Annotated in this window: 13 protein-coding genes and 1 tRNA gene; 8 read left to right on the plus strand and 6 right to left on the minus strand. The window is 70.0% G+C overall.

Annotated features, from left to right (window positions below; genetic code table 11):
- Positions 1-437: 437 nt before the first annotated feature.
- On the minus strand, positions 438-1,976 hold the full coding sequence (locus O7595_RS19365; protein ID WP_269729916.1) for a potassium/proton antiporter: 1,539 nt from the start codon (positions 1,974-1,976) through the stop codon (positions 438-440).
- A 195-nt stretch (positions 1,977-2,171) separates the two neighbouring features.
- Between O7595_RS19365 and O7595_RS19370 the strand changes: the two genes are divergently transcribed.
- Positions 2,172-4,949 carry a penicillin acylase family protein gene (locus O7595_RS19370; RefSeq protein WP_269729917.1) on the plus strand — a complete coding sequence of 926 codons (2,778 nt, stop codon included), beginning with the start codon at positions 2,172-2,174 and terminating at the stop codon, positions 4,947-4,949.
- On the opposite strand, the gene O7595_RS19375 is transcribed toward O7595_RS19370, so the two are convergent.
- Positions 4,939-5,532 carry a 5-formyltetrahydrofolate cyclo-ligase gene (locus O7595_RS19375; protein WP_269729918.1) on the minus strand — a complete coding sequence of 198 codons (594 nt, stop codon included), beginning with the start codon at positions 5,530-5,532 and terminating at the stop codon, positions 4,939-4,941. The genes O7595_RS19370 and O7595_RS19375 overlap by 11 nt on opposite strands.
- A gap of 106 nt (positions 5,533-5,638) precedes the next feature.
- Here O7595_RS19375 and galU point away from each other — a divergent pair, with 106 nt between their 5' ends.
- From galU to O7595_RS19410, 7 genes are all read left to right on the plus strand, one after another.
- Positions 5,639-6,541, plus strand: a complete 903-nt coding sequence (galU, locus tag O7595_RS19380) for a UTP--glucose-1-phosphate uridylyltransferase GalU (RefSeq protein WP_269729919.1) — start codon at positions 5,639-5,641, stop codon at positions 6,539-6,541.
- 90 nt (positions 6,542-6,631) lie between these two features.
- A complete protein-coding gene (gene glp, locus O7595_RS19385; protein WP_269732541.1) occupies positions 6,632-7,921 on the plus strand; it encodes a molybdotransferase-like divisome protein Glp in 1,290 nt (429 codons plus the stop codon).
- Between the two features lie 55 nt (positions 7,922-7,976).
- Positions 7,977-8,468: a cyclic pyranopterin monophosphate synthase MoaC gene (moaC, locus tag O7595_RS19390; RefSeq protein ID WP_269729920.1), complete on the plus strand. Its 492-nt coding sequence runs from the start codon at positions 7,977-7,979 to the stop codon at positions 8,466-8,468.
- Positions 8,465-9,067: a MogA/MoaB family molybdenum cofactor biosynthesis protein gene (locus O7595_RS19395; RefSeq protein ID WP_269729921.1), complete on the plus strand. Its 603-nt coding sequence runs from the start codon at positions 8,465-8,467 to the stop codon at positions 9,065-9,067. The genes moaC and O7595_RS19395 overlap by 4 nt, the downstream gene beginning before the upstream one ends.
- Before the next feature lie 17 nt (positions 9,068-9,084).
- The gene (locus tag O7595_RS19400) at positions 9,085-9,690 is read left to right on the plus strand and encodes a GNAT family N-acetyltransferase (RefSeq protein ID WP_269729922.1); all 606 of its coding nucleotides are present in this window, start codon (positions 9,085-9,087) and stop codon (positions 9,688-9,690) included.
- A gap of 142 nt (positions 9,691-9,832) precedes the next feature.
- Positions 9,833-10,888, plus strand: a complete 1,056-nt coding sequence (gene sepX / locus O7595_RS19405) for a divisome protein SepX/GlpR (protein WP_269729923.1) — start codon at positions 9,833-9,835, stop codon at positions 10,886-10,888.
- Positions 10,889-10,995: 107 nt separating this feature from the next.
- Positions 10,996-11,069 (plus strand) — tRNA-Ala (locus O7595_RS19410).
- Between the two features lie 73 nt (positions 11,070-11,142).
- On the opposite strand, the gene O7595_RS19415 is transcribed toward O7595_RS19410, so the two are convergent.
- The 4 genes from O7595_RS19415 to O7595_RS19435 form a co-directional block, all read right to left on the minus strand.
- Positions 11,143-11,841, minus strand: coding sequence for a site-specific integrase (locus O7595_RS19415; protein WP_269729924.1), 699 nt, complete (start codon positions 11,839-11,841; stop codon positions 11,143-11,145).
- Between the two features lie 182 nt (positions 11,842-12,023).
- Positions 12,024-12,248, minus strand: coding sequence for a hypothetical protein (locus tag O7595_RS19420; RefSeq protein WP_269729925.1), 225 nt, complete (start codon positions 12,246-12,248; stop codon positions 12,024-12,026).
- The gene (locus O7595_RS19425) at positions 12,245-12,454 is read right to left on the minus strand and encodes a helix-turn-helix domain-containing protein (RefSeq protein WP_269729926.1); all 210 of its coding nucleotides are present in this window, start codon (positions 12,452-12,454) and stop codon (positions 12,245-12,247) included. Before O7595_RS19425 ends, O7595_RS19420 begins: the two co-directional genes overlap by 4 nt.
- Before the next feature lie 471 nt (positions 12,455-12,925).
- Positions 12,926-13,762 (minus strand): DUF6461 domain-containing protein, encoded by an 837-nt coding sequence (locus O7595_RS19435; RefSeq protein WP_269729927.1) that lies wholly within the window; start codon positions 13,760-13,762, stop codon positions 12,926-12,928.
- Between the last annotated feature and the right edge of the window lie 141 nt (positions 13,763-13,903).

Below are 13,903 nucleotides of genomic sequence, written 5' to 3' on the forward strand. Positions count from 1 at the left end.
GACCGGGCTCGTGGACGAAGCCGTGCCGGAAGACGGCGTGGGGGGAGTGCTCGCAGGGGTGCCGGTGGACGTGTCAGAAGCGACCGTGGACTCCACGGCCCTTGCCTTTCTGCCGCCTGGTAGCGCTCTCCCGGGGTGCCGGGGATCGCCGAGAGCTGTCCTCTTGCGCGGAACTGCGGTAGATACCGGGCCCCACTGCAGGGAGTCGCTCGGCCGCCATACGGTCGCGCCAGCTCTGCGTCAGGCAGAGTTGGTCGATCAGTGTGCCTTCATGCTACAGGGACCGGAGGCGTCCCGGCCTCGGAATGCGCCGACTCAATGGGATCGTCACCTGGGATTGGCCGGCCGACGCCTCCACGTCCGCACCGCCGTCCCCGCCGGCATCGGTCCGCCGCCCGTCCCGCGTCCCCGAGCCCCGTCCCCGGCCTCCCGGCCGGCTAGCCGCCCGTGCCCAGCCAGCCGGCCAGCTTGCCGCCCTGTCCCACGGCCCGCAGGCGTGCCTCCGCCGCGTCCCGCACCGGATCGGTCGCCACCACCAGCAGTTCGTCGCCGCGCCGCAGCACCGTCGTCGGGCTCGGTACGAAGCTCTTGCTCTCGCGGACGACGAGCGTGACGGCGGCGCCGGCGGGCAGCCGCAGTTCGCCGACCTCGACGCCGTGCATCCGGGACTTCTCCGGGATCGCGACCGACAGCAGATGGCCGCGCAGCCGCTCCAGCGGCGCCGACTCGATGCCCAGGTCCGCGGCCTCCGCGCCGTTCCCGAGCTTCAGTGCCTTCGCCACCCAGGGCAGCGTCGGGCCCTGGACCAGGGTGTAGACGACGACCAGAACGAAGACGATGTTGAAGATCCGCTCGCTGCCCTCGATCCCGGACACCAGCGGGATGGTCGCCAGGATGATGGGCACGGCGCCACGCAGACCGGCCCACGACATCAGGGCCCGCTCGCGCCACGGGATGCGGAACGGCAGCAGGCTGACGACGACCGACAGCGGCCGTGCCGCCATCGTCAGCACCAGTCCGATGACCACCGCGGGCCAGAAGTCCCGCACGAGCTCGTGCGGGGTGACGAGCAGTCCGAGGAGGACGAACATACCGATCTGGGCGATCCAGCCGAGCCCGTCGGCGAATCCGCGGGTGGCCGGCCAGTGGGGGAGCTTGGAGTTCCCGAGCACCATCGCCGCGAGGTAGACGGCCAGGAAGCCGCTGCCGTGGGCGAGGGCGCCGACGGCGTACGCCGTCACCGCGATGGCCATGACGGCGATCGGGTACAGGCCGGAGGCGGGCAGGGCGACGTGGCGCAGCCCGTACGCGCCGAGCCAGCCGACCGCGAGGCCGATGGCGGCGCCGATCGCCAGTTCCAGCAGGATGGTTCCGACGAGGATGTACCACTCCTCGATCGGTTCCGTGGTGGAGAGCGCGATGACGAGGATGACGACGGGGGCGTCGTTGAAGCCGGACTCGGCCTCCAGGACACCGGTGATGCGGGAGGGGAGGGGGACCCTGCGCAGCACGGAGAAGACGGCGGCGGCGTCCGTCGAGGAGACGACCGCTCCGATGATGACGGCCTGCTGCCATTCCAGTCCGACCAGGTAGTGCGCTCCGGCCGCGGTGACTCCCACGCTCACGGCGATGCCGACGGTCGACAGCATGGCCGCCGCGGGCAGGGCCGGTTTGATCTCCTTCCACTTGGTGCCCAGGCCGCCCTCGGCCAGGATCACCACGAGTGCGGCATAGCCGATCACCTGCGTGAGTCCGGCATTGTCGAACTCGACGTTGAAGATGCCGTCCTGTCCTATCGCGACCCCGATGCCCAGATACAGCAGCAGGCTGGGGAGCCCGCTCCGGGAGGAGACGCGCACCGCCGCGACGGCGATGAGCAGAACGAGCGAGCAGATGAGCAGGAGTGCATTGAGCTGGTGGACAGTCAGCGGCCGATCCTTCCCCTCGCGCTTGTCGCCGGACAGTTCCCCCGGCAAGCGACACTTCGTTACCTTACCTAATCTTTAACGTTTTCTTGACGCTCCCATGACGGCTTCCTTCCGGTAATCGCCAGTGCGTTCGAATGACTGCTGGTTGGCGTCGCGTTACTGATACCGCGTCCGGGCCCGTCGATCGCTGCGCCTATGGTTGCTCCAGCACTCCCAGGACCACACTGCCCTCGAAGGACAGCGATGCCCTCCAACACAACCGCCTCCCCCGCCCAGAAGCCGGCAAGGAGGAGGGGCCGCCGCGGCCGTCTCATCGTGCTCGCCCTGGCCCTGGCGCTGGTCGCGGGTGTCGGCGGCGGTGCGTACTGGGGCGTCAGTACCGTGCGTGCCTCCTTCCCGCAGACCACCGGGACGATCAAGCTCAAGGGTCTGACCGCCCCGGTCGACGTCAAGCGGGACGCGAACGGCATCCCGCAGCTCTACGCGAGCACCGACGAGGACCTGTTCCGCGCGCAGGGCTACGTGCACGCGCAGGACCGCTTCTGGGAGATGGATGTACGCCGCCACGTCACCGCGGGCCGGCTGTCCGAGATGTTCGGCGCGGGGCAGGTCGAGACCGACGCCTTCCTGCGCACCCTCGGCTGGCACCGGGTGGCACAGCAGGAGTTCGACGAGAAGCTCTCGCCCGCGACCAAGAAGTACCTCCAGGCGTACGCCGACGGCGTCAACGCCTATCTGGCGGGCCGTGACAACGGCGACCTCTCCCTCGAGTACGTCGCCCTGGGGCTCACCAACGACTACAAGCCGGAGAAGTGGACGCCGGTCGACTCGGTGGCCTGGCTGAAGGCGATGGCCTGGGACCTGCGCGGCAACATGCAGGACGAGATCGACCGCTCGCTGATGACCAGCCGGCTGAGCGAGCAGCAGATCAAGCAGCTGTACCCGGAGTACCCGTACGACCTGCACCAGCCCGTCGTCACGGCGGGTGCCGTGGACGACGACGCCGAGAAGTGGGACCCGAAGGGCAAGCCCTCCCCGGACTCCCCGGGCTCGTCGGGTTCCGCCGGCTCCCCCGGCTCCGCCGGCAGCGGCCCGGGTGCCGGCTCCGGCGCGGGGCAGGGCGCGCAGACGCAGCTCTCCGGCCTCTCCGATGTGCTCGACCGCGTCCCGGCGCTGCTCGGTCCGAACGGCAACGGCATCGGATCCAACTCCTGGGTCGTCTCGGGCGAGTACACGACGACCGAGAAGCCGCTGCTCGCCAACGACCCGCACCTCGCGCCGCAGCTGCCGTCCCTGTGGGCGCAGATGGGCCTGCACTGCCGTGCCGTCTCGGAGAAGTGCTCCTTCGACGTCGCCGGGTACACCTTCTCCGGTATGCCGGGGGTGGTCATCGGCCACAACCAGGACATCGCCTGGGGCTTCACCAACCTCGGGGCGGACGTCACCGACCTCTACCTGGAGAAGGTCTCCCAGGCGGGCTGGACGTCCGGCAGCCGGATCAAGCCGTTCAAGGTCCGTGAGGAGACCATCAGGGTCGCCGGCGGCGGCAGCAAGAAGATCACCGTCCGGGAGACCGACCACGGACCGCTGATCTCCGACCGCAGCGCCGAGCTGGAGCGCGTGGGAGAGCGGGCGCCGGTCAGGACCCCCGCACCCGACCGCGGCAACGGCTTCGGGGTGGCGCTGCGCTGGACCGCGCTGGACCCGGGCAACTCACTGGACGCCGTCTTCAAGCTCAACCGGGCGAAGGACTTCCAGGGCTTCCGCGCCGCGGCGAAGGACTTCGACGTCCCCTCGCAGAACCTGATCTACGCGGACGCCAAGGGCAACATCGGATACCAGGCGCCGGGGCGCATCCCGGTCCGCGCCGAGGGCTTCGACGGCTCGATGCCGGCCCCGGGCTGGAACCCGACCTCCGGCTGGGAGGGGTACATCCCCTTCGACGAGCTCCCGTACGAGTACAACCCGAAGCGCGGCTACATCGTCACCGCCAACCAGGCCGTCGTGGACGCCGAGAAGTACCCGTACCTGATCACCAAGGACTACGGCTACGGCTCCCGCAGCCAGCGGATCAACGACCTGATCGAGCTGAAGATCAAGGACGGCGGGAAGATCTCGACGGACGACATGCGCACCATGCAGACGGACAACCAGAGCGAGATCGCCAAGCTGCTGACGCCCCATCTGCTGAAGATCGACGTCTCCGACCCGTATGTGCGCGAGGCGCAGAAGCTGCTGGAGGGCTGGGACTACACCCAGGAGCCGGACTCGGGGGCCGCGGCCTACTTCAACGCCGTCTGGCGCCATGTGCTCAAGCTGGCCTTCGGCAACAAGCTCCCCAAGGAGCTGCGGATGCGGGGCGAGTGCCTCAACGTCCGTCCGGCCGACAGCACCGGACCGGTCGACGACCTGAACTCCCTGGTGCGCGAGTGCGGCCAGCGCGACGCGGACTCGGCCCAGCCGGACGGCGGCGACCGCTGGTACGAGGTGGTCCGCGGGCTGATCGACGACGAGGACAGCGAGTGGTGGCAGGCGCCGAAGACCCGCAAGGACGACGCGACGACCACCCGTGACGAACTCCTCGCCCGGGCCATGAAGGACGCCCGTTGGGAGCTGACGGCCGAGCTCGGCAAGGACGTCGGCGGCTGGAGCTGGGGCAGGCTGCACCAGCTGACGCTGAAGAACCAGACGCTCGGTACCGAGGGCCCCGGCATACTGCGGCGGATGCTCAACCGCGGCCCGTGGAACCTTGGCGGCGGCGAGGCGGCGGTCAACGCGACCGGCTGGAACGCGGCCGGCGGCTACGACGTGATCTGGGTCCCGTCGATGCGGATGGTCGTCAACGTGGGCGACTGGGACAAGTCCCGCTGGATCAATCTGACGGGTGCCTCGGGCCACGCCTACAGCGAGCACTACACCGACCAGACCGACAAGTGGGCCAAGGGCGAACTGCTGGACTGGGCCTACAGCGACAAGGCGGTCGAAGCGGCGACGGAGGACACGCTGGCGCTCAGGCCGTAGGCCGGGCCGCGAAGCGGCGGACGCCCTCCGGGGTCACCACGGCATGGACGGGGTGGTCGTGCGGTTCCTCCGGGACCCGCGCGACCACCTCGTTCGCGTACAGGAGCACGACGAGCGCGGGCCGGGTCGCGGCCGCCTCCAGCCGGGCGAGGACCCGGTCGTACGAGCCTCCGCCGCGGCCGAGCCGCATGCCCCGCTCGTCCACCGCGAGCCCCGGCAGCAGGACGGTGTCCGCCTCCAGTACGGCCTTGTGACCCAGTAGTGGGCCGTCCGGTTCCATCAGCCCGCGACGGGCCGGCACCAGCCGGTCGGACCCCTCGTACACCGCCCACTCGAGGTCGTTGTCGTCCAGCAGCACCGGCAGGAGCACCCGCACGCCCCGTGTGCGCAGCGCGTCGAGCAGCGCGCGGGTACCGGGTTCGCGCCCCACGGAGACATAGGCGGCCACGGTACGGGCGGTGGCCAGCTCGGGGAGCTCCAGTGCGTGCCGGGCGAGAACCAGCGAGGCCTCACGGACGTCTTCAGGGGACAGCAGGCGTCGCGCGTCGAGCAGTTCACGTCGAACCGTGCTCTTTACGGACATCTCGGGGTCCACCGCAACCTCACAATCCACTGTCAATATGCCTGTATGAGGAGAAAGTTAACCGGAGGCTAATCTTCCGCCCATAGGTACCGGATATGGTGCCCGCATGAGCGAGTCGCACCCCCGGATCAGCAAGGCTGTCATCCCCGCCGCAGGCCTCGGCACCCGGTTCCTGCCGGCCACGAAGGCCACTCCCAAGGAGATGCTGCCTGTCGTCGACAAGCCGGCGATCCAGTACGTGGTCGAGGAGGCGGTCGGCGCCGGCCTCTCGGATGTTCTCATGGTCACCGGGCGCAACAAGCGCCCCCTCGAGGACCACTTCGACCGCAACTACGAGCTGGAGGAGGCGCTGAGCCGCAAGGGCGACGCGGAGCGCCTCGCCAAGGTCCAGGAGTCCAGCGACCTCGCCACCATGCACTACGTGCGCCAGGGTGACCCCAAGGGCCTCGGCCACGCCGTCCTGTGCGCCGCCCCGCACGTCGGCGAGCAGCCCTTCGCGGTGCTCCTCGGCGACGACCTGATCGACCCGCGCGACCCGCTGCTGTCCCGGATGGTCGACGTCCAGGAGCGCGAGGGCGGCAGCGTCATCGCCCTGATGGAGGTCGAGCCCTCCCAGATCCACATGTACGGCTGCGCGGCCGTGGAGGCCACCGGCGAGGACGGCGTCGTCCGGGTCACGGGGCTGGTCGAGAAGCCCGACCCGGCCGAGGCGCCCAGCAACTACGCGATCATCGGCCGCTACGTCCTGGACCCGGCCGTCTTCGAGATACTCCGCAAGACCGAGCCGGGCCGCGGTGGCGAGATCCAGCTCACCGACGCCCTGCAGATACTCGCCGCCGACGAGAAGATCGGCGGGCCCGTGCACGGCGTCGTCTTCAAGGGCCGCCGCTACGACACCGGCGACCGAGGCGACTACCTGCGTGCCATTGTCAGACTCGCGTGCGAACGTGAAGACCTGGGCCCGGACTTCCGAGCCTGGCTTCGCCGTTACGTCACCGAGGAGATGTAGCACGTGAGCAGCACGGCAACACCCGGCACCGGCTCCGGCACCCCGGCCGCCGACGGCCCGGCCGCCGACGGCCCCGGCGGCGGACAGGCCCTGTGGTCGGTGGACGCCCATCTGGAGGACATCCTCGGCGCGCTCCACCCGCTGGATCCGATCGACCTCCCGCTGTCCGACGCCCAGGGCTGTCTGCTCGTCGAGGACGTCACCGTCCCCGTGGCCCTGCCCCCGTTCGACAACAGCTCGATGGACGGGTACGCGGTCCGTGTCGCCGACGTCGCGGGTGCGAGCGAGGACTTCCCCGCCGTGCTGACCGTCATCGGGGACGTGGCCGCGGGCGGCGACGAGGCCCGCACCGTCGGCCCCGGGCAGGCCGCCCGGATCATGACGGGCGCCCCGCTCCCGCCCGGTGCCGAGGCCGTCGTCCCCGTCGAGTGGACCGACGGCGGCACGGGAGGCGGGGCCGCCACGGCCATGCGGCCGGCCGGCGCCGCCCCCGAGGGCGCGACCGGCGAGGTGCGGGTCCACCGGCCGGTGGAGCCCCGCGCCCATGTGCGCGAGCGCGGCAGTGACGTCCGGGCCGGGGACCTCGCCCTGACCGAGGGCACGGTCCTCGGACCTCCGCAGATCGGTCTGCTGGCCGCGATCGGCCGCGGCACTGTCCGGGTGCGCCCGCGCCCGCGTGTCGTCGTCCTGTCCACCGGCAGCGAACTCGTCCAGCCCGGTGAGGAGTTGGGCGAAGGCAGGATCTACGACTCGAACAGCTTCGCGCTCACCGCCGCCGCCCGTGACGCCGGGGCGATCGCCTACCGTGTGGGCGCGGTCACCGACGACGCCGACGAACTGCGCGCCACCATCGAGGACCAGCTCATCCGCGCCGATCTGATCGTCACCACGGGCGGGGTCAGCGTCGGCGCGTACGACGTGGTCAAGGAGGCGCTCTCCTCCGTGGGCGACGAGGACGAGCCCGGCGGCGGGGTCGACTTCCGCAAGCTGGCCATGCAGCCGGGCAAGCCCCAGGGCTTCGGCTCCATCGGCCCCGACCACACGCCGCTGCTCGCCCTGCCGGGCAATCCCGTCTCCTCCTATGTGTCTTTCGAGCTGTTCGTCCGTCCCGCGATCCGCACCCTGATGGGGCTGCGGGACGTGCGGCGGCCCCGGGCGTGCGCGGAGCTCCGCACGGACAAGGCGCTGACGTCGCCCGAGGGGAAGCGGCAGTTCCTGCGAGGTGCCTACGATGCGGAGAAGGGCACCGTCACCCCCGTCGGAGGCAGCGGGTCACACCTGATCGCGGCCCTCGCCCAGGCGAACGCGCTCATCGTCGTCCCCGAGGACACGACCTCCGTCGAGCCGGGCACGGAGACGGAGGTGGTCCTGCTCGGATGAGCGCGTGGCCGTGGCGGTAGCGTGTCTCACCACACAGTGACCGGGAGCCACAGCCATGAGCGCGCAGCAAGGACTCACACACATCGACGAGGCCGGCGCGGCCCGTATGGTCGACGTCTCGGAGAAGGACGTCACCGCGCGCACCGCCCGCGCGAGCGGCCGGGTCCTCGTCTCACCGCGTGTCGTGGAGTTGCTGCGTGGCGAGGGGGTACCGAAGGGCGACGCCCTCGCCACCGCCCGGATCGCGGGAATCATGGGCGCGAAGCGCACACCGGACCTGATCCCGCTGTGCCATCCGCTTGCGGTGTCGGGGGTGAAGCTGGAGCTGTCCGTGGCCGACGACGCCGTCGAGATCCTCGCCACCGTGAGGACGACCGACCGCACGGGCGTCGAGATGGAGGCCCTGACCGCGGTGTCCGTGGCCGCGCTGACCGTCGTCGACATGGTCAAGGCGGTCGACAAGGCCGCGGTGATCACCGAGGTCCGGGTCGAGGAGAAGACCGGCGGGAAGTCCGGCGACTGGGTCCGCGAGGAGGCCCGGCGATGACCCCCCGCGCCGGTGAGGTCCACAGCCACGCCCACGCCGGGAAGCCAGGGCCCGGGGGAGCCGGACCAGGGCACCGTCCGCGCCGCGCGCTCGTCGTGACCGCCTCCAACCGGGCCGCCGCGGGGGTCTACGAGGACAAGGGCGGCCCGCTGCTCGCCGAAGGACTCGCCGGGATGGGCTTCCAGGTCGACGGCCCCCGGGTCGTCCCGGACGGGGACCCGGTCGAAGGGGCCCTGCGCGACGGCGTGGCCTCGGCGTACGACGTCATCCTCACCACCGGTGGCACCGGGATCTCGCCCACCGACCGCACCCCCGACGCCACGGCCCGGGTCCTCGACTACGAGATCCCCGGCATCCCCGAGGCGATCCGCGCGCACGGTCTCGCGAAGGTGCCCACCGCGGCGCTGTCCCGGGGCCTCGCCGGGGTCGCGGACCGCACCCTGATCGTGAATCTCCCCGGGTCCGCAGGCGGTGTGCGCGACGGGCTCGCCGTGCTGTCGCGAGTGCTGCCGCACGCGGTGGACCAGCTGCGCGGCGGCGACCACCCGCGGCCGGCCGAAGTCGCGGGCCCCCCGGGCTCCCCAGGGAGTCCCCGCTGAACACTCACTCGTGGCCGGTGGTCCTGGCGGACGGTGATGTCACCCTCCGCCCGATAAAGCTGCGTGACCAGCGGGCGTGGCGGGAGGTGAACCGACGCAACCGGGACTGGCTGCGCCCCTGGGAGGCGACGATCCCGCCGCCGGCGCCCGGCGGCCCGGTCGCGCAGCGCCCCACGTACCGCCAGATGGTGCGCCATCTGCGTGCCGAGGCCCACGCCGGGCGGATGCTGCCGTTCGTGGTCGAGTTCCGGGGCGAGCTGGTCGGTCAGCTGACCGTCGCCGGCATCACCTGGGGCTCGATGTGCTCGGGTCATGTCGGCTACTGGGTCGACCGCGAGGTCGCGGGCCGAGGGGTGATGCCCACGGCCGTGGCGCTGGCCGTCGACCACTGCTTCGGAAGCGTCGGGCTGCACCGCATCGAGGTCTGCATTCGCCCCGAGAACGGGCCGAGCCGCAGGGTCGTGGAGAAACTCGGATTCCGCGAGGAGGGGCTCCGCCCGCGCTATCTCCACATCGACGGCGCTTGGCGGGACCATCTGGTGTTCGCGCTCACGGCGGAGGAGGTGCCCGGGGGACTGCTGCGCCGCTGGCACCAGGCACGACCCGCGCGACACGAGAAATAAAATAATTGTTCGAATTTCATCCCCGCTCGATCGCTCTGTGATCTGAAGAATCACAAAAAAAGTCAGTGGTATCAGCCAGATCGTGCGACACACCGGGCCAATTGGCCGATGCCCTCGTGCGAATCCCTCTACGGTGTGTTGCGTGAGCAGCAGCGGCCTCATCTACGCAGTCATCGTCGGGGCCTGGGCCGCCTACTTGGTGCCGATGTGGCTCCGCAGGCAGGACGAGCTCAACGAGGCCCGTCCGACGGAACGCTTCAGCACCGCCATCCGGCTGCTGTCCGGACGGGCGGGAATGGAGCGCCGGTACGCCAAGGAGCTGCGTGAACGCCCCACCGAGGACGGCCCCGCCCCCGACGCCGACCCGGAATCCGAGACGGACCGACTGAGTTCCGTCGACGTCCGGGCCTTCGCCGTGCCCCCGGCCAGGACCGAGGCGCGGCTGGACGTGTCGGCCGCCCCGGTCGGGGCGCGCAAGGAGCGGGCGCCCAAGCCGCACGGCGCGGCCGCCTCGGAACGCGCACGGCGCACCAAGGCCCTGGCCCGGCGCCGGCGCACCACCGTTCTCCTCTTCATGGCCTTCACCCTCGGCGCGATCGTCGCGGCCGTCGGCGGTCTGGGCCTCCTGTGGGCACCGGCGGTTCCGGCCGTCCTCCTCAGCACCTACATCGCCTACCTGCGCGCCCAGGAGCGGCGCCGCTTCGTGTACGTGATGGACCGGCGCCGTGCGGAGGCCGCGGCGCAGCGGCTGCGCGAGACCCGTGTACGGCGCCGGCCGGCCGTCGCCGAGGAGCCGGACCAGGTTGCCCCGGCAGGGCCCGAGCCCGAGCCGGCGCCCGCCGTCTCGCCGCAGGAGGCGGGCCGCCGGGCCCTGGTCGAGCAGACCGACCACGCGGAGTGGGTGGACCAGCAGCGCGACCCGGGCCCCGGGCGCGGCGACAGCTGGGACCCGGTCCCGGTGCCGCTCCCCACGTACGTCACCGCGCCGGTCGCCCCGCGCGCCACGAGCGGCATCGACGTCACGGACCCGGAGACCTGGAGTTCGGCCCGCTCCTCCACGGCCGATCCGGCCTCGCCCGCGGCCCCGCAACCCCCGCGGCAGCGGACCACTCCGCCGCGCCGTACCCGCGAGCACGGCCGCACCCCGCTCTTCGACCAGTACGAGGACGAGGACCGGCCCCGCGCCGCCAACGAGTGAGACCGGGCCGGGCAGGCGCCCGACCTTCGGAACCCTGCCCGGCCCGACCAGCGAGGAACGGATTTCCAAGCACCCCGATCGGGGTGCTAAGGTTTCACTCGTTGCAAGGGCCTGTGGCGCAGACTGGTAGCGCACCTCGTTCGCATCGAGGGGGTCAGGGGTTCAAATCCCCTCAGGTCCACAACAGGTCAGAGCCCCTGTCGGAGAGATCCAGCAGGGGCTTTGTCGTGCCGTACAGCAGCGAAGTACAGCAACTACTTCCGATCCGGCCCGTCCAGGTGCTTGCCGAGCTTCCGCAGCACCTTGCGCGTCGCCTCGGACGGGATGTGTGTGTAGACCTCCATGGTCACCGCGATCTTGCTGTGCCGGAGAATCTGCATCGCGATGCGCGGGTGCACGTCGAGGGCCGCCAAGAGCGAGCCGCATGTGTGGCGAGTGTCGTACAGCCGGATCCGGCGCACGCCGGCAGAGGCCGACCGGGCGGCGAACGACCGGTTGAAGTTTCGCGGCTCGATCGGGCTGCCGAACCTCGTGGTGAACACGAAGTCGGACTCGACCCACCCTGCACCCGCAGCCTGCCGCGCCACAGCCTGAGCCTTCTGCCTGAGCTGGACTGCGGTGACACAGATCTGCGGGAGAGGAAGGGCCGCCGTCGAGGCCTCGGTCTTGGTCTCGTCGTGCACCAGCTGACGGTTGATCCGCTGCAGCTGGTGTTCCACCGTGATCTCTCCCGCGTCGAGATTCACGTTCTTCCAGGTGAGTGCCAGCGCCTCGCCGCGACGCAAGCCGAGAACGAGCACCAGGACGTCCGGGTACAGCGGGTCGACAGCCGTCCGGGCGGCTTCCAGAAACGTCCGCGCTTCCTCGACGGACCAGGGTTCCCGCCGGCGCTTCCGTCCGGAGCGAACCTTGACCCATGCAGCGACGTTCTTGTTGATCAATTCCTCTGACATGGCGTAGCTGAGCGCCGAGCGGAGAACAGCCCGAGCATCCTGCACCGTCCGACGCGACGGGACCTGATCGCAGCACTGACGAGGCGCTTCTCGCCGAGTCCCGGAGCGATGTACAGGCGGACGTGCATCGCATAGGTCTCGGCAGTCTTGGGCTTGAGGTCCTGGAGCACGAAGTTCTTGAGTCAGTACGCAAGATGCTGGGCCAGCGTGGGCGAGCTGGTGGCCACGGGCCCCTTGGACGCCTCACCGTGGAGCTTGACCCACTTCTCATGCACGACCGCCCTGGTGGGACCGTAGTCGTACGTGCGCTTGCGGTCGCCCTCGGGAGTATCCACCCAGACGTAGGCGGCGTATCCGTTCTTGTAGGGGTAGATCGAGCCTTCGCCGTTGCCGCGCTTGCCACTCATGCTGTCAATCCTTCCTGGGCCTCACGGGCCCGACGTTCGACGTACTCGTCGACCCAGCGAGGAAGGATGCGGCGGCTACGGCCCTCCTTCAGGGAACGGATCTCGCCGGTGAGGACGAGCATTTTGGTCTTGGACAGGCCGAAGCCGAGCATTTCGGCGACCTCGGCGGTGGTGTACCACTTGCCCTCGATGACGGTCGTGGTCATGCGGGGGTGTCTCCTTCCTGCGGGTCGTGTGTGAGTGAGGCGGCGAGCCATTCCTCGCTGCGGGTGAGTCCGGTGCCGGCGAAGGCCCGGTGGGCGAGGACGAGGGTGGTGTCGTCGTCGGCGGGGTCGGCCGTGGCTTCCTGGTCGCAGCGGGCGATGGCGGCTTCAACTGCGAAAGCGCCGGATCCTGCCGGTCATCTCCCGCAGAGGCGCACCAAACATCGAGGGCTTTGGCAAGCTCCGTTACGTCGTCGAGCAGACCTTCGCGCTGCTCCACCACTTCAAACGACTCGCCGTCCGATGGGAACGCCGCACCGAACTCCACGATGCCTTCGCCTCCCTCGCCTGCAGCCTCATCCGCTACCGACGGCTCAAGAGGGCTGCCGCTCCATGATCGAAAAGGCTCTCATGGCGGCAATGTCCATCGGAAGGGCGACGGTTGCCCGGGGACACTCGCCACGCGCTCGTTCGCTACTCACCCGTCTCGTGCTTCGGACGGTCCTGGGCGAGAGGCTCGTTGTAGGTGATCACGACCGGCGCGTTCGCCTCTGCCCGTGCGCGGTCGGAAGCCGCTGCGATCTCCTCGTAGGTCCATTCCTGGTACAGACGCTCTCCGTGGGCATCGGTGATGTCGATGACCAGGCGTGTCCACTCCTCGGCGTGCTGTTCGGGGACGAGTCCCAGTTCGTACGTGGCGTCCTGAAGGAGGGATTCGGTGACGCGTATGCCGGTGAGTCTCTCGGCCAAAGCGAGGACTGCCGCCTTTCCGTCAACGGCCGGGGCGTTCTCGTCGTGCTCTCCCTCTGGAGTCAGCGGGAAGCCGACTTCCCGCAGCAGGGGAACCAGTTCATCGGGGCTGCTGCCATCGCGCGCCGAGGGGCCCTCAAACGTCGTACGGAGCTCACCGTCCTCAAACCAGTGGAAGAGGTGGATGGGCTTGCCTCTGTTATTCGAGTGCGCCACGACCCGGCCGCCCTCCGACAGCGTCTCCGCACACGGCATTCCAAGGCCACCGTCAAAGCCGAGGACAACTGTCCAGTCGCCCTTCTCTCCTGGGACCTTGAAGGCGCCCGCGACGTAGGACTCGTCCCAGTCGGCGTAATCCACCTCGGCACGGTGAGCGTCATCCGCCTCGATCAGCCCAACCGTACCCTCCCCGGTGCCGCGCGGTTCCGCCTCCATCGCACGCAGCACCGCCCGGGGGCTCCGCCCTCGTATCAGTGTCAGGGTGTATCCGCTCTCCATCATGTGGCGGAAGAGCGGCGAGGTGCGGATCCAGGCGTAGTCGTGTGCGGTCACCAAGTTCATACGGCGCAGTGTGCCTGACGCCTCTGACAGTGCCCGAAACGCCGGTTCTCACAGCTGGAGCCGGTGTTGAGCTCCAAGGCCCTCATGAAGCCGACCGGCCAGCTCAGCAGACCTCAGCGACCGCTCACGCTTTGAAGGTCA

It is taken from the genome of Streptomyces sp. WMMC940, assembly GCF_027460265.1.
GTDB lineage: Bacteria > Actinomycetota > Actinomycetes > Streptomycetales > Streptomycetaceae > Streptomyces.